Origin of the sequence: Pseudomonas sp. D(2018) (assembly GCF_005502555.1) — a bacterium.
In the GTDB taxonomy this organism is placed as follows: domain Bacteria; phylum Pseudomonadota; class Gammaproteobacteria; order Pseudomonadales; family Pseudomonadaceae; genus Metapseudomonas; species Metapseudomonas resinovorans.
This window is the reverse complement of record NZ_SCOK01000014.1, coordinates 71889-94661: the sequence shown is the minus strand read 5'-3', so window position 1 is coordinate 94661 and position 22773 is coordinate 71889. Positions and strand designations below refer to the sequence as shown.

The 22773-nt window shown below is 62.0% G+C and carries 21 protein-coding genes and 1 pseudogene; 1 reads left to right on the top strand and 21 read right to left on the bottom strand.

Annotated features, from left to right (window positions below; translation table 11 throughout):
- Positions 1-187: 187 nt before the first annotated feature.
- From FFS60_RS11810 to FFS60_RS11790, 5 genes are read right to left on the bottom strand one after another with little or no spacing between them, the layout of a single operon-like run.
- A complete protein-coding gene (locus FFS60_RS11810) occupies positions 188-1201 on the bottom strand; it encodes a hypothetical protein (protein ID WP_028630951.1) in 1014 nt (337 codons plus the stop codon).
- 20 nt (positions 1202-1221) lie between these two features.
- Positions 1222-2151: a hypothetical protein gene (locus FFS60_RS11805; RefSeq protein WP_137822063.1), complete on the bottom strand. Its 930-nt coding sequence runs from the start codon at positions 2149-2151 to the stop codon at positions 1222-1224.
- The gene (locus FFS60_RS11800; protein ID WP_028630953.1) at positions 2151-2600 is read right to left on the bottom strand and encodes a hypothetical protein; all 450 of its coding nucleotides are present in this window, start codon (positions 2598-2600) and stop codon (positions 2151-2153) included. The genes FFS60_RS11805 and FFS60_RS11800 overlap by 1 nt, the downstream gene beginning before the upstream one ends.
- A 14-nt stretch (positions 2601-2614) precedes the next feature.
- Positions 2615-3775 (bottom strand): hypothetical protein, encoded by a 1161-nt coding sequence (locus FFS60_RS11795; protein ID WP_137822062.1) that lies wholly within the window; start codon positions 3773-3775, stop codon positions 2615-2617.
- A gap of 28 nt (positions 3776-3803) precedes the next feature.
- Positions 3804-4454 (bottom strand): penicillin-binding protein activator LpoB, encoded by a 651-nt coding sequence (locus tag FFS60_RS11790; protein WP_137822061.1) that lies wholly within the window; start codon positions 4452-4454, stop codon positions 3804-3806.
- A gap of 376 nt (positions 4455-4830) precedes the next feature.
- Here FFS60_RS11790 and FFS60_RS11785 point away from each other — a divergent pair.
- Positions 4831-5016: pseudogene (locus FFS60_RS11785) on the top strand (IS3 family transposase); the annotation flags it as partial.
- A gap of 122 nt (positions 5017-5138) precedes the next feature.
- Here FFS60_RS11785 and FFS60_RS11780 read toward each other — a convergent pair.
- The 16 genes from FFS60_RS11780 to ptsP all read right to left on the bottom strand — a co-directional run bounded on the left by FFS60_RS11780 (position 5139) and on the right by ptsP (position 22628).
- Positions 5139-7415 carry a type II secretion system protein GspD gene (locus FFS60_RS11780; protein ID WP_137822060.1) on the bottom strand — a complete coding sequence of 759 codons (2277 nt, stop codon included), beginning with the start codon at positions 7413-7415 and terminating at the stop codon, positions 5139-5141.
- On the bottom strand, positions 7399-7950 hold the full coding sequence (locus FFS60_RS28675) for a hypothetical protein (RefSeq protein WP_171016515.1): 552 nt from the start codon (positions 7948-7950) through the stop codon (positions 7399-7401). The genes FFS60_RS11780 and FFS60_RS28675 overlap by 17 nt, the downstream gene beginning before the upstream one ends.
- A gap of 75 nt (positions 7951-8025) precedes the next feature.
- On the bottom strand, positions 8026-8625 hold the full coding sequence (locus tag FFS60_RS11770; RefSeq protein WP_256658073.1) for a GspMb/PilO family protein: 600 nt from the start codon (positions 8623-8625) through the stop codon (positions 8026-8028).
- Complete coding sequence (locus FFS60_RS11765) at positions 8622-9707, bottom strand: hypothetical protein (protein WP_169338783.1); 1086 nt, start codon at positions 9705-9707, stop codon at positions 8622-8624. Before FFS60_RS11765 ends, FFS60_RS11770 begins: the two co-directional genes overlap by 4 nt.
- The gene (locus tag FFS60_RS11760; protein ID WP_256658072.1) at positions 9649-10695 is read right to left on the bottom strand and encodes a type II secretion system protein GspK; all 1047 of its coding nucleotides are present in this window, start codon (positions 10693-10695) and stop codon (positions 9649-9651) included. Before FFS60_RS11760 ends, FFS60_RS11765 begins: the two co-directional genes overlap by 59 nt.
- On the bottom strand, positions 10685-11275 hold the full coding sequence (locus FFS60_RS11755) for a prepilin-type N-terminal cleavage/methylation domain-containing protein (protein WP_137822059.1): 591 nt from the start codon (positions 11273-11275) through the stop codon (positions 10685-10687). The genes FFS60_RS11760 and FFS60_RS11755 overlap by 11 nt, the downstream gene beginning before the upstream one ends.
- Positions 11275-11700, bottom strand: a complete 426-nt coding sequence (locus FFS60_RS11750) for a type II secretion system protein J (RefSeq protein WP_028630961.1) — start codon at positions 11698-11700, stop codon at positions 11275-11277. Before FFS60_RS11750 ends, FFS60_RS11755 begins: the two co-directional genes overlap by 1 nt.
- Entirely contained in the window at positions 11697-12110 is a 414-nt protein-coding gene (locus FFS60_RS11745) for a prepilin-type N-terminal cleavage/methylation domain-containing protein (protein WP_137822077.1), read from the bottom strand. Before FFS60_RS11745 ends, FFS60_RS11750 begins: the two co-directional genes overlap by 4 nt.
- On the bottom strand, positions 12079-12513 hold the full coding sequence (gene gspG, locus FFS60_RS11740) for a type II secretion system major pseudopilin GspG (RefSeq protein WP_028630963.1): 435 nt from the start codon (positions 12511-12513) through the stop codon (positions 12079-12081). Before gspG ends, FFS60_RS11745 begins: the two co-directional genes overlap by 32 nt.
- Positions 12514-12601: 88 nt before the next feature.
- Complete coding sequence (locus FFS60_RS11735) at positions 12602-13789, bottom strand: type II secretion system F family protein (RefSeq protein WP_028630964.1); 1188 nt, start codon at positions 13787-13789, stop codon at positions 12602-12604.
- 4 nt (positions 13790-13793) lie between these two features.
- Complete coding sequence (locus FFS60_RS11730; RefSeq protein WP_028630965.1) at positions 13794-15509, bottom strand: GspE/PulE family protein; 1716 nt, start codon at positions 15507-15509, stop codon at positions 13794-13796.
- A complete protein-coding gene (locus FFS60_RS11725) occupies positions 15499-16260 on the bottom strand; it encodes an ABC transporter permease (protein ID WP_051246919.1) in 762 nt (253 codons plus the stop codon). The genes FFS60_RS11730 and FFS60_RS11725 overlap by 11 nt, the downstream gene beginning before the upstream one ends.
- A gap of 338 nt (positions 16261-16598) precedes the next feature.
- Positions 16599-17012, bottom strand: a complete 414-nt coding sequence (gene arfB / locus FFS60_RS11720; protein ID WP_028630967.1) for an alternative ribosome rescue aminoacyl-tRNA hydrolase ArfB — start codon at positions 17010-17012, stop codon at positions 16599-16601.
- 56 nt (positions 17013-17068) lie between these two features.
- On the bottom strand, positions 17069-18814 hold the full coding sequence (locus tag FFS60_RS11715; RefSeq protein WP_137822058.1) for a PTS fructose-like transporter subunit IIB: 1746 nt from the start codon (positions 18812-18814) through the stop codon (positions 17069-17071).
- Complete coding sequence (pfkB, locus tag FFS60_RS11710; protein WP_137822057.1) at positions 18811-19767, bottom strand: 1-phosphofructokinase; 957 nt, start codon at positions 19765-19767, stop codon at positions 18811-18813. Before pfkB ends, FFS60_RS11715 begins: the two co-directional genes overlap by 4 nt.
- A complete protein-coding gene (gene ptsP / locus FFS60_RS11705; protein WP_137822056.1) occupies positions 19767-22628 on the bottom strand; it encodes a phosphoenolpyruvate--protein phosphotransferase in 2862 nt (953 codons plus the stop codon). Before ptsP ends, pfkB begins: the two co-directional genes overlap by 1 nt.
- Positions 22629-22773: the final 145 nt, after the last annotated feature.

Below are 22773 nucleotides of genomic sequence, written 5' to 3'. Positions count from 1 at the left end.
TTCAAATGAAGAACGGGCCCAGCAGGGCCCGTTTTCTTTTGGGTGTTGTACTCGCCGATATGAACGCGCCGACCAACCACCGCTTCATCCTCGCAGAATGCAGCCCAGCCGGTTTTAGCGAATGCAGTTCTGTCCATGAACGTTGAAGGCCGCGTGAGTGAAGCGGGCGGCTATTCGCTGGACTTACTCACTGACCCTTCGACCACATCGCGGCAGTAGCCGCTTCCGCAGCCTGGTCCCGCTCCAGAAGCTGGATTTCTCCCTGAACCTCCGGGTAGATGGGGTAGACGGCGGTCAGCACGTCTTTGTACTGGGGATGCCCGGCGTGACGAAAGTGGAGGTCACGGGCGAGATCTGCGGCGGAGTTGAACGAGAGGTCCGAGTTTGCCTTGATGAAGTCCCACCCACCCACCGCCTGTAACGCCAACTCCCGGGCTGCCAAGGTGGCTCCAGCCCCAACCAGGGCAGCGCCTCCGTTCTGGCTCGCCGCCGCAAGGTTGCCCACGGCACTGCCGGTACTCATACCGGCGGATACGGTCAACCCTTTCTCGACCCAGGGCGCCACAGTATCGTCTTCGGTAAAAGGACTCATGTATTTCCCGCCGCTGCCCAGGATGGGTTGCGGCAGGCGGAGGATGTCCTGCGCAGGGGCTGCGCCGGATACCAGGCTCAGGGAGTATGCCCCTCCCGCCTGGGGCATCGCGCCATTCTTCGGCATCGAATGCACAAGAATGAAGTAGGTCTTGTCGTCATCCGGCGGCAGGGTGATCACGACTTCCGAGTTGGGGCCATTAATGTCGAAGCTCCGGCCATATGACTGGTCCAATGCGATCGGCTTTTCTACCATCGCCTTGGTCACGTGATGCAGGGAGAGCGAGGTGTCCGATACTTCCGAACGAACCGTAACGGTCACCTGCGAGCCCGGTTCCGCCTGGAAGCTGTAAATCTCCGATGCGATGGAAAGCTGGCCCTGCAGCGTTTGCCCCGGCTGGATCTGCTTTATCCGTGCGGCCATGGAACTCTCCATCATCGCGCGCACATCGGGGGGTGTCTCCGCCTCGATGCGGGCCAACTCGGCCATGATCTCTTCGGTGCTCGGGCGGTGAACGCAGCCCGTGAGCATTGCGCAACCCAGAATGGCGGTGGTGAGGAGCTTCACGATCGCGTCTCTACCTTGTTCGTTGTAAGTGTTCGCGTCCATGGCCTAACCGGCCGGCCGCGTCAGGATCTGTTGCCTATCTGCTGCGACAGGGAGCGCATGAGCTTCAGCGTCAGCGCCCGCGAGATGCCTTCCACGGTCATCTCCGGGCTTTCCTCTTGCCGCTCGTAACCCTTGTTGGTGGCGACGAAGCGAGATTTACGCGCGCCTTCGACGTCCGAGCCATTGACCAGGGCCGTGCCGAGAATGCGTCCGGTCCGGATGTCCTTCGCAGTGGCGCGGAAGTCGTAGCCAGGCTCAGAGCCGGAGCGGGTCACGCTGGTTTCCACCAGGATGTCGGCGTACCGGTCGAGGGCAGATATCTCGTTCAGGCTGGTGGAGTCGGCCGAGAGGTTCTGCCGCGCCATCTGCCGCAGGATGACCGAGCGATCCACGACCTTGACGTTCGCCTCCAGGAACAGGCGGGTGATGGCATCCTCGAAACGCCATTTCCAGGCCTCGCTGGGGTCTTCACGCTTACCGCTGGCGCCGTGGTGCAGCTCGTCAGTGCTCTCCACCTGCAGGGTAGCCGTCCCATGCGCCGCGAACTGACCTGCGTCCTGGCTGTAGCCGGCTGCTGACTGGGTGGATTGCAGGGTGACCTGTTGCCGCTGGACAGGAATCCACTCGCGTATCTCGTCGCTGAGTTCGCGATTGAAGTAGATCGCAAGCCGTGGCGAGCGCGCCTGCCGGTAGGCAGCGTCGAACTCGGCCAGGGTGGCGCCAGAGGCTTCTTCCGTTGGCGGGGCAGCTTCGGTGATGTAGGGCTGCTCGTCGGGCAAGGCCGCTGCGCCTGGCTGGCTGCTCGGCGGGGGCACTCGTCCGGCCGGAGTTGCCTGCTCCAGGCGACTCTCCAGGACGGACGAGTCGAAGGGCTGTTCCTCGGCATGGGCCAATGGCCCGCCCGCGAGCAGGGCCGTCAGCACCGCCAGGGGGAAATGGCCCTTACCCATCAGCGCCCCTCCCGTACTTCGATGTAGTAGTGGGCAATGCCCTGGGCGCGGGTCGAGAATTCCCGGTAGGCACCGACCGACTGCGGGTCGAGGTAGACCCGCTGCCATTGCGTCGGGCCCTCGACGGGCACCGGTAGGTCGTCGAAGAACTGCGTCCTGGCCTCGATCTGCAGCGGATGGTCAGTACGATTGCGAATCACCGCGAAGACTTCGAGGGTGCCGGTGGCAGTGCGCCGGGCGCCACTGTTCTCGATGGCGAGCTTGCCGGAACGGCGGTCCTGCAGGGCCTTGTCGAGAATGACTACGGTGTCGAGGTTGATCCCGGCGTTGGGCGCGCGCTCGTCGGCCACGCGAACGCCAGGCCTGGCGCCCTCGTTAGGGTCGACGGCACTGCAGCCACTCAGCGCCAGGGCGGCGCCGACCAACAGGCAAGTCAGTTTGGAGTTCATTGGCTGATGCTTCCTTATCGGCTGTCCACGTCCGTCGCCCGGCGAGCGCGCACCCAGAGGATGCCCCGCCCCTTGTCGTCGACCTGGATGCGGCGGGTCTGGGTGAGCTCGGGAATTACAGTCCCCGAGGCATCTAGGAATTCGAAGGTGAGTTCGCCGGGGTTCGCCGGCATGGGCAAGGTATAGACATGCACCTTGTCCGGCAGGTTGTTCCAGAAGCGGTTATCGGCGCGTCCCTTCATGTTGGTGGAGACCAGGGCTGCCGCGCTGGCCACCAGCGCAACGCCGACGGCTGCGCTGCCCGCGCTGCCGCTCTGGGCGGAAAGTTGGGGCGCGATCTGGGCGACGGCGCCGGCGGTGTTGGCAGCGACCCGTTCGCTGCCCTGCTTGAACTGGACCTTGCCTTCGAGGATGCCGTCGATGGGCCTGCCGCCACGGGTCGACGCCTGCCAGAAGATGTCCTCGGCTGGGCTCATGCGCACGACCTGCCCGTTGATCCGGATCTGAGCCCCTTGCTCGGTGAAGCGCTTTCCACGGCGATACACCAGCAGGTTGCCGCCCACGCCATCCTGCAGCTTGCGTGGCGCCTTTCCGGTCTCGGCGATGATGAGCAGCCTATGGTCGGCCCCGGGACGTGGAATTTCTGGCCTTAGCGACGCCAGTTCGGCATAGCGCTCCTCGGCCAGCGAAGTGGCGCCGAGCACCTGCGAAGACCAGGCCTCGAGAAACAGCAACAGTGCGAAGTCGGCACGATTCTGCGCCTCTTCAGCAAACGCGTCCTGCAACAGGCCGCTCTTGAAACTGGCTCTGGCGTTCTCGTAATCCCCGGCCTGCATGTCGAGCAGGCCGCGGTAATAGAACGCCATGGCGCGCTCATAAGGCTCGCCCTTGTAGTCCTTGCTCCCCTCGTTGCGCCACAGGCCACGGGCGGCGGCGGCTTGCGGCGAGTCCGCATAGACGGCGGTGACGCCCGTGAGGGCTTCATCGAATAGTCGACCTGCGTCGTCATCACGTCCGAGGTCGAGCGCCAGCGTTGCCGCCTGCAGCTGGTTCAGGACCTGGTTGGCGGGAGCGTCGGTTTCGACCTTTTCCAAGGCCGCGGTGAGCGCTGGTGGCGCCGGAGCGGCAATGACCGCCGACGCCAGGAGCAGCAGCGGAGCTAGCAGTACGCGCATGGCACCCATCCTCTGGCGGGACTTTTCCTTAGCGGTAAATCACATCGTCTTGCGCGGTTTTCTTGAACTCGTAGATGCCGCCCCAGACGACGGTGCCATATTCGAGATCGATCATTTCGAAAGTGATCTGCTGATAGCGCGAGGTGGTGCTGGTAGCGGTATCGACCGCGTCCAGGGAAGTGATCCGCCCCACCAGACGGAAGTCCGCGCCCGCCGTACCCTGGGTTTTGCGGATGGTGCCGCCATCGGTCACACCGGCGCGCTTGAGTTCGCGCTCGTTCTCGACCATTGCTGCGTACTGGCGGCCGACGAAGACCATGCGACCTTGAGCGGCACGCTGCAGTTCGATGCGCAGACGATCGGTGATGGAGTTCTTGTTGATGCGCGAAGAACTTTCGTTGGTGAAGTACTCGGAGTCGATGATGATGCGTGGCGGCGGGTTGCGGCCGGCCAGGACCGGAGTGGCCAGCATGTCCCGCATCATCTTGTCCGTCACGCCGACGATATCCTGCGACTCGATGCCAACGCCTTGGACGACGGTACTGCTGCTTCGGACATCTTCGTAGACCGTTTTCCGGCCCGAGGTGTTGTTCACTCCCGTGCTGGCGCAGCCGGCCAGCATAGTACCGGCAGCGGCTACCAGAACAAGCCGCGAAGCATGGCTACGTACGACGTTCATCCCTGGTTGTTTTCTTACCATCTGTGGCGGGCTCTGACGTGATGATATGTGGGAGTTTCTGATGTATCGAATTCTGAGGGCGAAGATTAGCCTTGATGTCAATGCAATGGCAATGTGCTACAGAATCGAAAACAAACCGGGGCTACGTTGCTCGTTCTTCACCGCGAACCCATGAATTGCCGTGATGGCAAAAGCGAAGACTGGCAGGTCAGGAAGCGCCGCATTCGGAATAACGAGGCCCATGCACAGGTCGAGACTGATCGGCTCGAGCAACTGACGTCTTGATCCGTTACCGGAACATCAATCCGTACTAACAGTGACCTGGTCTCTCACGGCCTCAGCTCCTTCGCATCCGGCTCCAGATTGAGAGAAGTGCTTGCTCCGCAGCCTGAAGTCGGAGTGGACGCCAGCGACTGGTTACCTGACTGGTCGGGAGGCCCAGCGGGACATCAGTCATTACCTGATGCACCGCTACAACCGGATCAGGCCGCATCAATTCAACAACGGGTTGTCACCTGCAGTGGCCGAAGAAAAACTTAACCCACTGTCCCGGATGGATTGACCACTACCGATTTTAACGCAGCACCACGCGCGAAGCCCGCAGCCACTTTTCGCACCGAGCCTAATAAGACTTGCGAAATCTGATATCCAACGGAGCGGCGTGTCCGCCATGCTAAAGGGTCGTCAGTCCAACCCGCACTGTCCTGCCCTTCCGGAGCATGCAAGCGATCGATCTAGCATTGCGCGCAGCTTGGCGGTGACTTCCTTAGCGTCTTCGTCGCTTTCCAGCACATATGGCTGGATCAGCAGGATGACCTCTTCGCGGCTTTTGACGACCTCCTGGTTACCGAAGAGCGCTCCCAACCAAGGTATATCCTTAAGTAAAGGCACGCCGGTACTGGCGTCCGTGACGTTGTCCCGGATCAATCCACCCATCAGCACGGAACCACCGCTCTTCAGGGTCAAGGCCGTTTCCAGGGAAGTCCGAGTAATAGTCGGGGCCGCTAGGCTGCTCCCTTTCCCCTCGCCGCCACTTCCACCACTGTCGCTCAGCTCCTGGCTCACGGTGAGATCGACTCGATTGTTGGAATAGACCACCGGTGCGACGTTCAGAATGGTACCCGTGGAGCGATAAGCGATCTCGTTGCGTAAGTTGGTGGTTCCGCCGGTCGTACTATCATCGTTGATCTGTGCAGTGGGCACAGGAATATCGCTACCCACGTTTATATTGGCCTGTTCACCACTCTTGACCAATATGCGCGGGGTAGCTAGCACCCGGACACGCTGATCCTTGGCCATGGCGGAAATGGTCGCCATATTGCCCCCTGCAGTGTTGACCACGTAGTTGAATCCCCCGCCCCCCATGGTGCCGCTCAGCTTGGCATTGCTGAAGTCTCCGTTCAGGATCTTCCACTCCATCCCCAAGGACTTTGCATCACTGAGATTCACGCTCGCGATCGTGACTTCGATGAGTACCTGACGCGCAGGCTTGTCCATCTGACGGATAAGCCCCTGCATCTGCTGCCAAGTCCTGGCTGAGCCCCGGAACAGTATGGCGTTTCGGTTCTCGTCCTCCACTATCGTCCCACTGCCGGTGATGTCCGACGCCAGACTGCCCAGCAAGCGGTCCTGCCCTCCCCCCATAAGAGCGGCAGCTCCGGCAGCCTGCAGCAAGGGAGAAACGGGAGCCTTAGCTCCTTCCTCGCTTGGTTTCCGGCCGCCGGTGGCCATCCCCGCGCGCGCTGAAGCACTGTTTCTCAGTCCGGACGTGATGCCGTAGGCCCCCTCCCCAGCAAGCCCAGATATCAGCGACCTCAGCGATCGGGCGAGCTCCGTGACCCGTGTATTGCGTGCTTCGTAATAGAACAACCCTTCTTTTTCGCTTCCTTCGCCCTGCCCTACGACCGCCGCGGCAACGGGAACTCGATCCACCTGCTGCGCCCACTCACGCACCAGACCAAGAAGGCTCTCGTCATTGGCAAAAACGATGAGACCGTTGGAGCTGTCCAGCGGCACAAGGACAATGGTGCCGGAGGCTTGACCAATACTCACGCTGTAACCCTGAGCCGAAATCAGAGTCTTGAGTTGCTCAGCCATGTCAGCAGCAGTTACGAACGCCGGATCAACCCTCAGGCTATGACGACCACGCATGAAGGGCTGATCGAGCAGGCGAACCGCTTCAGAGGCCTGCCGAACGATGGACGACATGCCCTTCAGCATCAATCCGCTTCGCGCCGCGTCAGCCGACACACTGAGCCCAGACTTTTCATAGGCACTGTTGAGCCAGGGAATGACGTCCCGCGTATCGACATTTTTCAGGGGCATGAACTGGAACACGGGTCGATATGCGATGGGCACCTCCGGCCGGGCATCCCCGCTAATCAGGATCGGTGGTTCGTCGGGACTCAACCCAACCTGTTTAATCTGGAATCGAAACACATCGCCCTGCCGAACGATCTCGACGCCATAGTTAGCCAGGATCTGCCTAGCCACTTCATAGACCATCTGCGGGGTTTGGGGTTGCTCCAGCCGGACCGTGACCCGATCAACCTTGCCCTTCAGGGCGCTTTCGATCTCGAATGGCAATTCGAGGATATTGCCGAACACCTCGTTTATGAATGCCGGCAACTGGATATCCTCAATGTTGAGCCGGATATCGGCGGTCTTGTCATCAAGCACAACCTTGTCACCACGATCTACGATGCCCACGCGCTCCACCGCTAAACCGCTGGGCGTCCGGCTGAAATGGGTCTCCAATTGAGCTGGCGCGACCTGTTTATCATCGCTCTCGGTAGTGGCGATGGCGCCTGGCTCCTCATCGCCACGAGCACTATCAACCTCCAGCAAGGGGTGAGGAATCTGCATGGGAGTGGTGCTGCAACCCGCTGATAGAGCCAGGCATGTTGCGATGAACAATGGACCGCACGAGAATCGCTCGGTCGGGTTATTGCTGTGGTGCATAGAGTTCCCTGTCAAAACCTTGAATCTCGCCGTCTTCGGCGAGAGAGAATCGAATACCTTGCGTCGAGATCAGCTCCAGACGCTCACCTCCCGGCAAGATGGCGCCCCGGGAAAATCGCAGAGGCGGCGTAGTAGCGCCCTTTGAAATCAGTGCGAAGGTCCCTTGGTGATCCCGGACGATGCCGTGAAAACGCCAGGCAACTTCAACCCTGGCAACGCCGTCTTCTCCTGTCGAAACCCGCTTTTCTTTGTCGCGAGTTTCCGGTGACGAACGCTCGCCCCCCCACCACTGCATCTCGGACAATTGCTTGGCCCCAGCCGGATCGACAGAATGAGGTTGGAGGCTCACAGGCACCCAGTCATCCTGGTTCGAGATGCTCGCACTGGGGGGCTCCGTATCAGGTGCGATCAACCATCCGAAAGAAACAGTGAGTGCGGGGAACAGCAGGTACCAGCGCAGGGTTGATTGGGGGTCCATGAATGTCACGCGAGTCGGGCAATGGGATGCGGGCGCAAAGGCGAAGAAGTCTCGCATTTGCGGCCACCGCTAAACGCCGAGTTAGTGGTAGGAAACGTCCCAACCTTTCCCACTCATTTGGACCATGCGCCGCTATAGCGCAGCCTGGGACGGCTGAAGGAACAGAAAAGAGAGTTGGAGGTTAATCGCAGGAGATATCTGGTTATTAAGCTCGAGGTAGTCCACCACGATTTGCCGTGGCTCTCCCTCGATCGCATGTAGCAGCCGGCTGAACGATTCGGGGTGAAACACACCCCGAACCTGAGCCTCGATCCGTGCTACGGAGTCCTCGCGATCAAATCCCGTAGGTGCCAGAACAGTAATCTTCGCGTCATCCACGCCAGCCATCGTGACCTGATCGTCCAACCAGGCCTGAACATCCGCGCGCGCCTGAGATGCATTGGTGGACAACCAGAATCGCTCGCGCACGCGAAGCAAGACATCATCCGCCTGCTTCGAACGTTCCGGCCACGACGTCTGACGGGAAATCGCTTGCAGCTTGAGCCAATCCTTAGCCAACCTCCGATAGTGGTCCTCACGTTCGACACGCCAATCCTGGCAAAGCAGAATCAGATGCACGACTAACAGCATTACTGCCAACCAAAGCGACATTCGCAGGGGGAGACTTTCCTGATACTGCCGTCGGAGCTGATTCCAGTGAGCGCGGAAGGGAATCCGGTTGTTCAACATCATCCTTCACCTCCTGTGTGCGACAAGCTCAGGCTCAGTATTACTCCCCCATCACGCGGCACAGGCTCCACTCGCACATTCTCGAAGTTTCCGGCCTCCATGAAGCGATTGACATAGAAGCGAGGATCAACCTTGCGGGTGTCCAGTTGGAGCTCCAGCTCTTGCCCTCCAAAGCGCCAAGCGAGCAAGCGGCTATCGCGGTCCAACAGTGCGGCAACCTGACTGAGCAATTTGCTTTGTGACGTGGCCCGCGAGGCTTGAACCAGATTGACACTTGTTTCATTGGCCCTGAGCGCTGTACTGCGAGCTATTAACACAGGCTCGACCTGACGGCTCAACTCATCGTACTGGGCCTGCAAGGCGCGCCCTGCCCACCACCAGGAAAATCCGATTCCCATGTTCAGTCCTCCCCCCAGCGCCAAGGAAGCCGCCAATACATGCGGAAGCCACCGTTCCCAGTGAGATGAAGCACCGACGACTGCGGAATTGGCCCATGGGCGATTGAGCGAAGAGATACAAGTAGCCTCGACAGCAAAAGACACCTCTACTCCTGTCAATCCTCGCAGCAGTGGGAGGTACTTCTCGGGGTCAGGCAACATGGGAAAACAATGACTCATGACCAAGGTATTTCCTTGCCACACCTGCAGATCCACTCCCGATCCGAGTCGCACCATACGTACCGTCGCCCCCTCGGACTTGGGTAGCGCCTGGAGCAACGGTTCAGGAATGCAGCGATAACGCTTCGGCGCATCGCTCAGGGTCGCAGCCGCTTCCTCACGTTCGCGCTCATCCCACGACCACACCATCGCTCGCCCGCCTCGCCAGACCACATAATGTCCGGCATGGCGGAATGGAGAGACTGATAAGAGCTTCAACGCCAGCGCCCGGGGACGATCGGATCGAGGAACATGTTCAAGGTCCAAGCAATGGAAGATGCACAGGGAGCGATCAATGACCCATTGCACCGGCCAGCCACTAAACACGCCTACACTACGACGCGTCCACTTCAGCGCGACTTGCCCGTCCTCACCACGGGCCTGCCATAAGCGGGGCGGAGAGAATTCCGGGAACGTCTCCAGACGCATGGATCGAGTCAGCTTCATTTCGCTTCACGGACCTTTTCAGTTGGAGCTGCCAAGGTGGCAGCATTCGATGGTCGGAGCTGAAGCTGACTTCGTACTCCGTCGCTCGCTCCACTCCAGTGGGATGCAAACGGATCGACAGCGTGGAGCTAGCGAGGCGGGTCCAGCCATCGTCGGGAACAAGGTTTGCGTGTGCACCCAACAGGGCACGCAAATCGGTGGACCGTGCGAGTGACTGCTGCTCGCGAGCCGCCACTAGTCGACTTACTTGCTCCACCGGCAAGCCCCAGGCCAGATTCAAGACACGAGGATCTGCAGTATTGATGTTCAACGGCGTAGCGCTGGTCGTCACCAACTCGGTCCAGTCGGCATTCAGCAAGTGCTCCTCCCAGGGCTGCCAGCGATCGAGAAGGAAAACCTCCAACACCGAACGTGGAGTGCGACGCGAGTCTTGGCTGCCGCCCCTCCAGGTGGCGCGACCACCGGCGCTACCCAGGCGCGGAGCCCCCTCTGGCATGAGGTAGTCGGACCACTGCGCCAACATGGCCGGTACCTCTTCCGGCGTTACGCCCAGGCCGAGCAGCAGGTTACCTAAAAGACGAGGATCCACAGCTGAGAGGCTGAGCCGTGCTGCATCATCCGTCAGCCCCAGGCACCAGCCGTTTGCCATGCAAAGTGGACGGCCATCCAAAGGCAGCTCACCGCCCACCGGCATGACCGACGAATCCAGCTGCGGAGCCTGGGCTACCCCGTCACTCGGAATCGTCAGCCCAGCGATGGTGTACCCCTGTGTCGCGATCAGCCACTGCACGCGCGCCAACAATGTACTTTCCTCGATCTCCCTCAACATGGCCGCACGCCGGTTCTCCATAACGTTCACGGAGCGCTCGACCCAGAGCACGGCTGCTGCTGCCAGTAAAGTCATGACGGCCAGGAACCAGACCACGCCGACCAGCACGAAACCACGACTGCGATGTTGTTCAGTGCTCATGTACCGACGGCCTGACTTTAGGTAGCTGTAAAACGGCCAGGACGTAGAGATTGTCCTCTAATGCTTCGAGCACGATGGCCTCAGGTAGCTGGTCTACGTTCATTGAGGATGGTGGCCATGTTTGATGCCACGCCCCCCTGGCATCCAGGTAACTAAAATGGGCATCCGCTGGCAGCGACGAAACTGACCAACGGCTGTCCAACAGCGGACGCACGTATATCAGCTCCGCATCTCGCCCTTGGCCCCGCGCTTCGATACGAAACGCAAACGGCTGGGGAATACCCTGTCGACGGTCCACGGTGCCCAGAGAGACAGCTTCGAAACTGAGCTCGTCCCCACGTAAACGCATCGCAACATCCCCCTGTTCAGGAGCGACGAGGTTCCGCACGGCATCCAGGAACCAGCCATGGGCAAGCGTCTCCACTCGTTTGCTGCCCGCATGCAGGTGAAACGTACTATTGACCTTGCCGATGTAGGTCAGCGCCTGCATGAGAAGTGCGCTGACGAGCGAGACCAGCATGAGGACCACCAACACCTCAAGTAGCGTGAACGCAGACTGTTTACAGACCCGTCGTTCCATCATCCGTCTCCAGAACGGCTGGCTACCCGCACATGGCCGACCTTTTCAAGGCGAAAGCGGAAAAGAAGCTCGTCCCGCGCTCGCACTTGCGTTTCGACGCGAAACAGCTGGGCATCGTAGATGCCGGGCTGGGCACCATGACGACTAACTACGGGTTTGGGCGTTGAACGAGGCGAACTTTGCCAACTCAGCAGGTAGTGCCCCAACCGAACTTCTCCATTGGGGTCTTGCATCGGATTCAGCGTTTCCAGGTACGCCATTGCAACCTGGGCAGCCTCAATCCGTTCCTCGGCGGCCTCGACTCGCTGCAAGCTTCTGAAACCGGAGTTGAGCCATGCCAGCAACGCGCCGCCCACTACAGCCAGCAATGTCATCGCCACGACGGCCTCAAGAAGTGTGAATCCCGCCTGGTGCGAAGCTCTCATGGAAGCCCTTGCGGAGCGCAGAATGGCGGGTCCAACCGGACATCACGTGGCAGGCCATCGTGAATGATCCGCAAACTGCCGCCGAGACAGACCCCATTGGCCAGATAGCGCACGGGAGGTTCCGCGACGATCAACCAACCGGTAGGCACCTGCAACATCTCCGCGCGCGACGCGCCATCTGCATCGATGGTCAGCTCCCTCCCGTCGTTGCGTACTCGGAGGCCCAGGCTTTGAAGTTGCTCCTGAATATCCTGCAGAGCCACCCGACGAGACCAGGCCGACTGCATGTTTGCCAACCCTGGCAGCACGACCGCAGCGATAGCCGCGACCACGGCGAGCACGACCAGCAGCTCAAGCAAGGTAAACCCTCGCACCCGATCAGCGCTGCGGCAGGTAGCCAACATCGGCATCCAGCCCGTCACCACCAGGCTGCCCATCTGCTCCCAGACTGAACAGAGTGAACGGTTGCTCGGTACTTGATCTATCGCTGTAAACGTAGGGGCGGTTCCACGGATCCAGCGGCACGCCCCCCTCCAGGTAGGGGCCTTTCCAAAATGCCTTGATGCGCTCATCGGCCGGTGGAGCATTGAGCAGTCCAAGCCCTTCCTGCTCGCTCGGAAGGCGACCGATATCCAGGCGCATGGTTAGCAACGCCCCCTTGAGCATCTTTACCTGGGTATCGGCGGTCTGCGCCTTGGCCTTGTCCGCCTGACTGAACAGACGCGGCCCCACAAGCCCCATCAATAGACCGATGATCACTAGCACCACGATCATCTCGAGAAGGGTAAAACCTCGTTGTGCCACTTTGCTCATACCGATTCCGCAGATGTTTCCGCCTTCCGACGGGATTCAAATTGCCGGTCGCTCCCGCGAACGAAGCGGGGCAGCTTGCAATCGATACCTAGAGCGCCATGTCATTGGCGCTAGTGATGGCCAAGACAACACCAGTGATGATCAAACCAAACACGGAGCCAATCAGCAGAATGGCCAGCGGCTCGATCAGCACCAGGGTCTTCTTCATCCGGCCCCGACCGGCTTCTTCATACAGCGTTGCCAGACTCAGCAGCATCTCAGCGAGTTGCCCGGAAGCCTCTCCAACACGAACCAGGTTTGCGCCAATGGCCGTGATAGCCTGGCGCTCTTCAAGCGCCACAGACAGAGCAGTGCCGCCCCTCACATCCTGGGTAACACGCTCCAGCACCTGGCGCTGTCGAGCGATGCGCATCCCTCCACCAGCCAATTCCAGGGCATCGACCAGCGCGACGCGGTTTCCCAGAAGCGTTCCAAGCACCTTGGACCATTGCGCGATCTCTGCCTGGAGAAGCCACTCACCAACCAGTGGCACCCTCGCCAGTTGATCGAAGGCCCAGTCCCGCAATCGCTCGTTACTCAGGCCCATCGCGACTCCGACGCACAAGCCCAGGACGATTAACATCAACAGGCCGGCATTCCCGTTGCTCCATACCCCAGTGCTCAGCACTATCCAAGCCAACCAGGGAAGTTCGACCACTTCATCGAGCAGGTTGGCAAACTTGGGAACGACAAATACGAACAAGGTCGCTATCGCAAGCAAACCGCTCAAGACCAGGATGCTCGGATACACCAATGCCCCAGTGATCTCCGCACGAGTACGCCTTTCGTACTCCAGCTGCTGGGCGCAGTCGCGTAGCGCCCCGGCCAGGTCGCCAGTCAGTTCGCCAGCGGCCACGAGTTGGTAGACGTACTTAGGCAAGGGCAGTCCGGATGCCTCTAGTACAGCGGGAAACGATTGCCCACTTCGCAACCCGCTTCCGATGACCTCCAACGCAGCCGCCAGGACGGGATGGTGTGCAGTCCGCTCCTGAGCCGCCACAGCTTCCGCGAGCGTCACTCCTGCAGCGAGCAGAGTCGCAAGTTCATGGAAGGCCATGTTCAACTCCTCAGCACGCAGATGGCGACGACGGCCAAGCGCCCGCCTCTTCTGCTCCAGGCGGAGTGGTGTCAATCCCTGGTTCTGCAATTGCCGCAGCGCGTCCTGCCGAGAGGGAAGATTGAGTTCGCCGGTGAATCGCCGACCGTTCCGATCGATGGCCTCATAGATGAAGGTCATGAGATCAACCACTGGTTACACGACGAACTTCATCGAGACAGGTTTCGCCGAGCCAGGCCTTCAAGAGGCCGTCGCCTCGAAGATTTCGCATGCCCTGCTCGTAGGCCAAACGCCGCAGTTGCTCGGCAGTTGCTCGCTGTACGATCAGTTCGCGCATTTCCGGAGTCAGATCAACCAACTCATAGATTCCAAGGCGCCCACGGTAGCCGGTACCTTCGCAACGCTCACAACCACGAGCCCGTTTCCACCGCGCCGATTGCCCTGGAAATAACCGGGCAGCGACCACGCGAGTGTCTTCCAGCTCCGCGTCGCCAATGCTCGGAGCGCACGTTTCCGCGCAGTACTGGCAGAGCCTGCGGACGAGGCGCTGGGCCTGAACCCCGCGCACCGGAGAGGCTACGAGAAATGGCTCGACACCCATGTCCACGAGGCGGGTGAAGGCACTTACCGAGTCGTTGGTGTGGAGGGTCGAGAACACCAGATGGCCGGTCAGGGAAGACTGCACAGCAATCTCTGCGGTTTCCAGGTCACGAATCTCACCGATCATGATGACGTCCGGGTCCTGACGGAGAATCGAACGTAGCGCTGCGGCGAAGGTCAGGCCAATATCGGCGTGGGCCTGTACCTGGGTGATGTTGGGTACCTGGTACTCGACCGGATCTTCCACCGTGATGATCTTGCGCACACCATCGTTGATCTCCTCAAGGGTACCGTAGAGGGTGGTCGACTTGCCGGATCCGGTAGGTCCGGTAACCAGGATGATGCCGTGGGGCTCCGCTATCCATTCGCGCAGGATGCCCAGATGATCTGGCAACATGCCCAAACGATCTAGTCGCAAGGATTCACGTTCCTTGGGCAGCAACCGCATCACGACTGATTCCCCATGGACACCGGGCAATGTCGAGACGCGCACATCCAGTTCGGTGCCGCTGACGCGAATGCTCATGCGCCCATCCTGCGGAAGTCGACGCTCGGCAATATCGATGGCGGAAATCAGCTTGATCCGCGAAACCACGGCAGCAAATCGCTCGCGCGGCAAGTTGAGTTGTTCCTGCAACACGCCATCAATCCGGAATCGAATGCGGAAATCGAATTCACGCGGCTCGATATGGATATCCGACGAGCGTTTCTCGATAGCCTGCCCCATCACGTTGTTGACCAGCTCGACTATCGGAGCCTCCTCAGCCATTTCGCGCAAATGGCGCACGTCGTCACGGCCGTCCCCCCCCTGGATAGCCCCTTGGCGGGCGAGATCGAGACAGCGTTCAAGCCAGGCGTCCATATCCTGGGCTCGACACAGCACCGGTCGTATGGCCCGTCCCGGATAGAAATACTGGAGGGTTTCCGGGATCGAAGGCGAAAGCGGATCTCGGGCGGCGAACAGCAGTTGTTCACCGTCCTCCCACACCACCACTTGCTCCTCCACGAACCAATCGGAGTTGATCGGGGAGGTTTGCAGGAACGCCGTAATCACTTGTTCCGAAGGCGGCTCGAGGTGCTCCCCCACCAACGGCATCTGCAATTGCTCGGCCAGAACTTGAAGCAACGCGCTTTCCGCAAGCGCACCGGAACGCACCAGTATGCCTCCCAATCGCCCACCGACCTTGCGCTGCATGGCCAGGGCACGGTCGAGCTCTTGCTGGTTCACCAGCCCACGTTCGAGTAGCCGCTGCCCAAGCGACCGCCACTGCAAAAGCGCCTGCTGGGAATCAAAGGACATCGGCAAAACCTTCCTGGACACGACGGAACCAGGTCAAACCAAGCAGGAACACCAGCGTCGACACAGCACAGTAGAGCGCAATGACACCGAGCTCTGGCAGCGGCGAGTCGAACAACACGGCACGAACCATTTCCACCGGGACAGTCAGCGGGTTCATGTACAGGTATGGCTGCACAGCAGGCGGCAGCGAGCTGAGCGGATAGAAGACAGGGCTGATGAACAGCAGGAGGATCAGGAGGAACTGGACGAACTGGCCAGTATCGCGAACGTAGACGCCGAGTCCGGATAGGAACCAGGCCAGCCCCGTTACGCAAAGCAGGAATGGCAGGAGCATCAGCGGCAGCAGGATAACCGGCCACCCCGGCGCGACGCCCTTGATGACGAGAAAGACGATAAGTACCAGGTAGCCCAGCGCCGAATTGATGAAGGCAGCCAGTATGGGGGTGACGGGAAGGATCTCAAGCGGGAAGACCAGTTTCTTCACCAGGTTGACGTTACCTGGAATGATGCCTGGGGCCCTGGAAAGACCCTCGGCGAGAATGCCGTTGAGCAGGAGCCCAGCGAAAAGCGTCAGCGCAAAGGAAAAGGTGTCCTGGTCGCTTCCCCAGCGCGACTTGAGCACCACGCCGAAGACGAAAGTGTAGATCAGGAGCAGTAGAACGGGCGAAACGATGATCCAGATGCGCCCCATTACTGCATCCCGATAGCGCGACTCAACTTCACGCCTCGTCATGGCGAGCAAGAGCTCCATGCGAAGTGCAAGCACGTCTGGCAGCGGGGGAAGCAGGTTCAAGGCGCAGATCTCCTGGCCACCCGTCACAGGTAGCGGCTCTTTTGAGGCCAGGGAATATGCGAAATTCGCGCATCCGACACCATCGGCAGCCGCCCCTGACGATTGGCGACTTTTCCGACTACGTCGACGGAACGTTCCAAGGAGCACCTATTCGATGCGCTGCCACCCCGAATGATTCAGTTGCATGGAATCGCTAAAGGCATGGAACCTGTCCAATTACCCAGTCCGGCCATCCCCGTGCGGTGATGCTGCGAAACCCAAAAAGCGAATCAAGCGCACGGTCCCGCCCAACCACCTCAGTAATCCACCTTCCCCCGCCCCGCCTTGACCGCTCCGCGCTTGGCCTTGCCTTCCAGGCGCCGTTTCTTCGAGCCCAGCGTGGGCTTGGTCGGCCGCCGCGCCTTTTCCACTTTGGCCACGCTGCGGATCAGCTCCGCCAGGCGCTCCAGGGCGTCCGCGCGATTCTGTTCCTGGGTGCGGTACTGCTGGGCCTTGATGACGATCACGCCTTCGCTGGTGATGCGATTGTCACGCAGCGCCAGCAGCCGTTCCTTGTAGAAGGGCGGCAAGGACGAGGCATTGATATCGAAGCGCAGGTGCATTGCGCTGGACACCTTGTTGACGTTCTGCCCACCCGCGCCCTGGGCGCGGATGGCGGTCAGCTCGATTTCGTCGTCGGGCAGGTGAACGGTATTGGAGATAAGCAGCATGGCAAAGGCAGTCGCAGGACAATCCGTAGGATGGGTCGCCCCCATCCTACAGGTCCTCAGGCCGTGCGGCTGCCTTCCAGCACCATCTCTTGCTCAGCGCCGCGCTTGAGCAACGCATAGAGCACGCCGGTTACCAGGCTGCCGGCGACTATCGCCAGCAAGTAGAGCAGCGCATGGTTGATGGCATTGGGGATCAGCAGCACGAACAGGCCGCCGTGGGGCGCCATCAGCTTGCAGCCGAAATACATGGACAGCGCCCCGGTCAGAGCACCGCCAGCGATGCTGGCCGGGATCACCCGCAGCGGGTCCTTGGCGGCGAAGGGGATGGCCCCCTCGGAGATGAAACAGAGCCCCAGTACCAATGCCGCCTTGCCCGCCTCACGCTCGCTCTGGGCGAACTTGCGGCGCATCAGCAGGGTAGCAATGCCCATGCCGATGGGCGGCACCATGCCGGCCGCCATGGTGGCCGCCATCGGCGCGTAGCTCTGGGATGCCAGGAGGCCCACTGAGAACGCGTACGCGGCCTTGTTGATCGGGCCGCCGAGGTCCACGCACATCATCCCGCCCAGCAACAGGCCGAGGAGAATCGCGTTGGAGGTGCCCATGTTGTCGAGGAAATGGGTGAGGCTGGTGAGCATGCCGGCTACCGGCTTGCCGACGACGTAGATCATCACCAGGCCGGTGAACAGGCTGGCAAGCAGCGGGATGATCAGGATCGGCTTCAGCGCCTCGACGCTCTGCGGCAAGCTCAGATGGCGATTGATGGCCCGCGCCGAATAGCCAGCCAGGAAACCCGCGATGATGCCGCCGATGAACCCCGCGCCCAGGGTGCTGGCCAAAAGCCCGCCGATCATGCCCGGAGCCAGGCCCGGTCGGTCGGCGATGGAGTAAGCGATATAGCCCGCCAACAACGGCACCATCAGCTTGAACGCCGCCTCGCCGCCGATCTGCATCAACGAGGCCGCCAAGGTGCCCTCCTCCTTGAACGCCTCGATGCCGAAGACGAAAGACAACGCGATCAGCAAGCCCCCCGCCACCACCATCGGCAGCATGTAGGAGACTCCGGTAAGCAGGTGCTTGTAGGCCCCCTTGGGCTCGGCCTTGGCCTTGCTCGCCTGGGCTTCCCGACCCGCCTTGCCTTCCAGCAGCTGCCCTTCGCTTACAGCGCGCTTCAGGGTGGCTTCGGACTGTTTGAGCGCGACGCCGGTGCTGCAGCGAAACACCTTCTTGCCGACGAAACGACCGGTGTCGACTTCGATATCAGTGGCCAGCAGAACAGCGTCGGCAGCCGCGATGGCTTCCGGGCTCAACGGATCGCGCGCGCCCACCGAACCCTGGGTTTCCACCTGGAGTTCATAGCCCAGGCGCTGGGCCGCCTGCTTCAGCGCCTCTGCCGCCATGAAGGTGTGCGCCACGCCCGTGGGGCAAGCCGTCACAGCGACGATGCGCGGGCGCGCGTTGGCGTCGGGCGCGGCAGCCGCAGCTTCGAGTTCCTGCTCCCGCGCTTCGACAGCGCCGCGCAGGAGGAACGCTTCACTGTCCCGCAGGGCTTCGCTCGGGCTGGCGAGGAAAATGCGCTTACCGGCGAAGCGGCTGAGGTCCAACGGACCACTGCGCACCACCAGCACCCAGTCGGCGGCGTCGAGCGTGGCAACGGACAGCTGGTTCTCCGGATGCTGCGGGTCGACCACCTCGACGCTGGTACTCCAACCCAGACGCTGCGCGGCGGCATCCAGCAGGCGCGCACACAGCACGCTGGTGACCATGCCATTGGGGCAGGCGGTGACTATGGCGAGTTTCATCGGGACACCTCTTGTTGTTCTGGCAGCGCCTGGACGTCGACGGCGCCTTCGAGCTGTTGCAGTTGCGCGGCATCGCTGATGCCGAAACCGACCTGGGTTACGGCCTGGGCGGCGATGGCGGTGGCATGGCGCAAGGTGCGCGCCGCCGGCCAGCCACTGAGCAGGCCATGGATCATGCCGGCCAGCAGGGAATCGCCCGCGCCCACGGTGCTGGCCACGGTGACCCGTGGCGGCTGGGCATGGAGAGCCACGCCGGGGCCGAACCAGTTCACGCCATCGGCGCCTTGGGAGATGACGATGTGCTCGATGCCCATCGCCTGCAGTTGACGGGCTTCCTGCCGCTGGGCCTCCACCCCGGTCAGGTCTCGACGGCCAACTTCAGCGAGCTCGTCCGTATTCGGCTTGATCAGCCAGGGCACGGCAAGCAGACCGGCACGCAGGGCTTCGCCGCTGGTGTCCAGGGCGACCTTCAGCCCATGGCGCTGGAGCCGCACAATCAAGTCGGTCAGGAAATGCGGCTCCACGCCACGAGGCAGGCTGCCGGCCACCACGACCAGGTCATGGCCAGGCGCGAGGCTATCCAGTTGGAGCAACAGTTCGACCTGGGCCATCGCATCCACCCGCGGACCGGGCCCGTTGATATCGGTGATGCGGCCGTCGACTTCCGCCAGCTTGATATTGCTGCGGGTCTCCCCCGGTACGCGGATGAAGGCATCGGTGAAGCCACGCCGAGCAAACAGCGCCTCGAAGGCGTCGGCATTGTCCGCTCCAAGAAAGCCCGAGACGGTCAGGCTGTGGCCGAGATCGGCCAGTACCTGGGCCACATTCACGCCCTTGCCGGCGGCGTGGCTGGCCTGTTCCAGGCTGCGATTGACCTGGCCGGGTTCCAGTCGCTCCAGGCGCAGGGTCAGATCGAGGGCGGGATTCAGGGTCAGGGTCAGGATGCGTGCCATCAGAAGCGCTCCGCCAATTCGCGCACCGCCGCTGCGCTTTCCATCGTGAGCGCGCCTTCGGCCAGTTCGCGGGCCGCCGACAGGCTGAACTCGCGCACGCGCGCCTTGACCTCGGCAATGCCTCCGGCAGACAGGCTCAGTTCGTCCACCCCGAGGCCGACCAGTAGCGGCACCGCCAGCGGATCGCCGGCCAGCTCGCCGCACACGCCTACCCACTTGCCCTGGGCATGGGCCGCACGCACGGTGAGGTCGATCAGTTGCAGCACCGCCGGATGCAGGCCGTCGGCCTGGGCGGAGAGCGTCGGATGGCCACGGTCAATGGCCAGGCAGTACTGGGTCAGGTCATTGGTGCCGATGCTGAAGAAATCGACTTCCCTCGCCAGCACCGGCGCGATCAGCGCCGCCGATGGCACCTCGACCATGATCCCAAGTTGCAGATCGGCCTGGGTAATCTCGGCGGCCAGGCGCAGGCTCATGTCGCGGGCCTGGCGCCATTCATCGACGCTGCCAACCATGGGGAACATGATGCGCAATGGGCGACCGTCGCTGGCACGCAGCAGCGCACGCAACTGGGTTTCCATCAGGTGCGGACGTTGCAGGGTCAGGCGCACGCCACGCACGCCGAGGAAAGGGTTTTCCTCTTCCGGCACGGGCCAGTAAGGCAAAGGTTTGTCGCCGCCGACGTCGAGGGTTCGCGCCACCAGCGGGCGCCCGTCGAGAGCATCGAACACGCGGCGATACTCGGCTTCCTGGGTGGCCAGATCCGGCGCTTGGGGATGAGCCATGAAGATGAATTCGGTACGCAGCAGGCCCACGCCCTCGGCGCCCTGGGCCACCGCCTTGGCCGCACCGGCGCTCTCGCCCAGGTTGGCGCAGATTTCCACGCGATGACCGTCACGGGTCAGGGCCGGTTCCAGCTTGTGCGCATCGGCCAGTTGCAGGCGACGCTGGCGACCTTCCTGTTCCTGGCGCGCACGCTCCAGTTGCTCGGCATTCGGGTTCACGATCAGGCGACCACGCTGGCCATCCAGCAGCAGTGGCGTGCACGCCGCCAGCAGCAGGACACCCGCCCCGGCGCCGACCAGCGCAGGAATGCCCATGGCACGGGCGACGATGGCGCTGTGGGACGTGGCGCCACCACGGGCGGTGAGGATACCTGCCACGCGGTTGCGGTCCAGGCGCGCCACATCCGACGGCGCCATTTCGTCCATCACCAGGATGTACGGCTCTTGCGGTTCAGGCGCCTCCTCGGCCCCACAAAGCTGGGCCAGCACGCGGCGGCCAATGTCGCGCAGGTCGGCGGCGCGCTCTGCCAGCAGCGCATCGTGCAGGCTTTCCTGTTGAGCGGCAGCGCTTTCGATCACCGTCATCCAGGCGGCGGCGGCGCTTTCGCCCTGCTTGAGGCGGGCGTCCACTTCATCGCCCAATTCCGGGTCGGCGAGCATCTCCAGGTGGGTGATGAAAATCTCGCGGATGGCCTTGGCCTCGCTGCGCAGCACCAGCGCCTCGATTTCGCCGCGTACATGGCCGATGGCCTGGAGCAGGCGCTCGCGCTCGAAGTCGGGGGACTCGCCACGCAGCGGATAGTCGAACTCCTTGTGCAAGTGGATGTGCGCCGGGCCAACGGCAATGCCGGGGGCAGCGGGCACCGCCTGGAGCTGGCTACCCGGCGACGGGGCGGCGATGGGCAGGGCTTCTGGCTCTTCCTCTTGCACGGGCTCTGCACAGATCGGTAACGGTTCGATCTCTTCGCCCAGTCCCTGTTCGATGGCGGTCTTCAGGACCGGCAACACGGCGTCGGCGATGGCCGGCTCGGCCATGATCTCAATGACCTGGCCACGGCGGATGCCGAGGCTCAGCAGCTTGCTCAGGCTCTTCGCGGACACGGCAGCAGCACCGCTGTCGGCTACCCGCAGCCGGATCTCGCCGTCGAAGGTCTTGGCCAGTTGCACCAGCTCCTTGGCCGGACGCGCATGCAGGCCATGGGCGTTGGCCAGGGGTAGACGCAGGCAGGGCCAGTCGGGCTGGCTTTCGCCCCCCAATGCTTCCAGCACGGCGCGGCGCTGGGTAGCACGGGCCAACTCGCGCCCCCGGCCCTCGATCAGCAAGGCGCACAGCCGTTCCAGCAGGGCCAGATGGGCGTCACCCAGGCTCGCCAGGCAGAACAGGCCATTGAGCGGTTGATCGAGATAGCGCAGTGGCTTTTCCGGCGTGAGGTACGCCAGGCCCGGCCGTTGTACCGCCTGGTCGCTGTGCAACCACCAGAGGCCATCACCCAGCGGCAGCGGTTCACCCTGCAGCAGCGCGGCGGCGAATCCGCTGCCCACGCAATCGGCACGGCGCAGCAGGCGGGCGCCTTGCAGCACCAGCTCGTCGTAGTCTTGCGCCGCGACACCAAGGCCAATCAGTTGATCGTCCAGGGCCAGCTCCTGGGGCGCGCTCTGCAACAGCTTGAGGATGTCTTCCGGGGTTTCGGCGCGCCGCAGCTCGCTGCCCAGATCCGCCTCGCCCAACGCGCGGGTGAGTATCTGCAGCAAGCGCAGGTGTTCGTCGGACTTGGCGGCAATGCCGATGGCGAGATAGACCCGCTGGCCATCGCCCCACTCCACGCCATCGGGAAACTGCATCAGGCGCACGCCGGTGGTGAACACCAGCTCGCGGGTTTGCGGGGTGCCGTGGGGAATGGCGATGCCCTGGCCGAGGTAGGTGGCACCCTGGGCTTCACGCGCCTCCAGCCCGGCAAGATAACCCGGCGCGACCAGGCCATCGCCCTCCAGCAACTCGGCGAGCATCCGCAATGCGGCGGCTTTATCCGTCGCGACCAGGCCCATGGAAATCTGCCCTGCGGTCAGTTCGAGCATTGCGTCACCTCTCACGGGCGTTGCGCCCTTCTTGTATTTGTCACCTGCCATCAACCTGCGCTACCAGCCGTCGAATTGGTTGGCTAAAGAGTAGACAGAGCGCCTGCTGAATCGTTTCACTAAACTGAGCTGGCACGTTACTCGA

Coding starts and splice junctions, on each gene's coding strand:
- FFS60_RS11765 (WP_169338783.1), bottom strand. CDS start 9,707: ATGCGTCTGGAGACGTTCCCGGAATTCTCTCCGCCCCGCTTATGGCAG.
- FFS60_RS11780 (WP_137822060.1), bottom strand. CDS start 7,415: ATGCACCACAGCAATAACCCGACCGAGCGATTCTCGTGCGGTCCATTG.
- gspG (WP_028630963.1), bottom strand. CDS start 12,513: ATGAGCAAAGTGGCACAACGAGGTTTTACCCTTCTCGAGATGATCGTG.
- FFS60_RS11725 (WP_051246919.1), bottom strand. CDS start 16,260: ATGGAGCTCTTGCTCGCCATGACGAGGCGTGAAGTTGAGTCGCGCTAT.
- ptsP (WP_137822056.1), bottom strand. CDS start 22,628: ATGCTCGAACTGACCGCAGGGCAGATTTCCATGGGCCTGGTCGCGACG.
- FFS60_RS11750 (WP_028630961.1), bottom strand. CDS start 11,700: ATGAGAGCTTCGCACCAGGCGGGATTCACACTTCTTGAGGCCGTCGTG.
- FFS60_RS11805 (WP_137822063.1), bottom strand. CDS start 2,151: ATGGGTAAGGGCCATTTCCCCCTGGCGGTGCTGACGGCCCTGCTCGCG.
- FFS60_RS11760 (WP_256658072.1), bottom strand. CDS start 10,695: ATGAGCACTGAACAACATCGCAGTCGTGGTTTCGTGCTGGTCGGCGTG.
- FFS60_RS11800 (WP_028630953.1), bottom strand. CDS start 2,600: ATGAACTCCAAACTGACTTGCCTGTTGGTCGGCGCCGCCCTGGCGCTG.
- arfB (WP_028630967.1), bottom strand. CDS start 17,012: ATGCTGCTTATCTCCAATACCGTTCACCTGCCCGACGACGAAATCGAG.
- FFS60_RS11795 (WP_137822062.1), bottom strand. CDS start 3,775: ATGCGCGTACTGCTAGCTCCGCTGCTGCTCCTGGCGTCGGCGGTCATT.
- FFS60_RS11735 (WP_028630964.1), bottom strand. CDS start 13,789: ATGACCTTCATCTATGAGGCCATCGATCGGAACGGTCGGCGATTCACC.
- FFS60_RS11730 (WP_028630965.1), bottom strand. CDS start 15,509: ATGTCCTTTGATTCCCAGCAGGCGCTTTTGCAGTGGCGGTCGCTTGGG.
- FFS60_RS11790 (WP_137822061.1), bottom strand. CDS start 4,454: ATGAACGTCGTACGTAGCCATGCTTCGCGGCTTGTTCTGGTAGCCGCT.
- FFS60_RS11810 (WP_028630951.1), bottom strand. CDS start 1,201: ATGGACGCGAACACTTACAACGAACAAGGTAGAGACGCGATCGTGAAG.
- pfkB (WP_137822057.1), bottom strand. CDS start 19,767: ATGGCACGCATCCTGACCCTGACCCTGAATCCCGCCCTCGATCTGACC.
- FFS60_RS11770 (WP_256658073.1), bottom strand. CDS start 8,625: ATGATGTTGAACAACCGGATTCCCTTCCGCGCTCACTGGAATCAGCTC.
- FFS60_RS11755 (WP_137822059.1), bottom strand. CDS start 11,275: ATGGAACGACGGGTCTGTAAACAGTCTGCGTTCACGCTACTTGAGGTG.
- FFS60_RS28675 (WP_171016515.1), bottom strand. CDS start 7,950: ATGCGAGACTTCTTCGCCTTTGCGCCCGCATCCCATTGCCCGACTCGC.
- FFS60_RS11715 (WP_137822058.1), bottom strand. CDS start 18,814: ATGAAACTCGCCATAGTCACCGCCTGCCCCAATGGCATGGTCACCAGC.
- FFS60_RS11745 (WP_137822077.1), bottom strand. CDS start 12,110: ATGCCGATGTTGGCTACCTGCCGCAGCGCTGATCGGGTGCGAGGGTTT.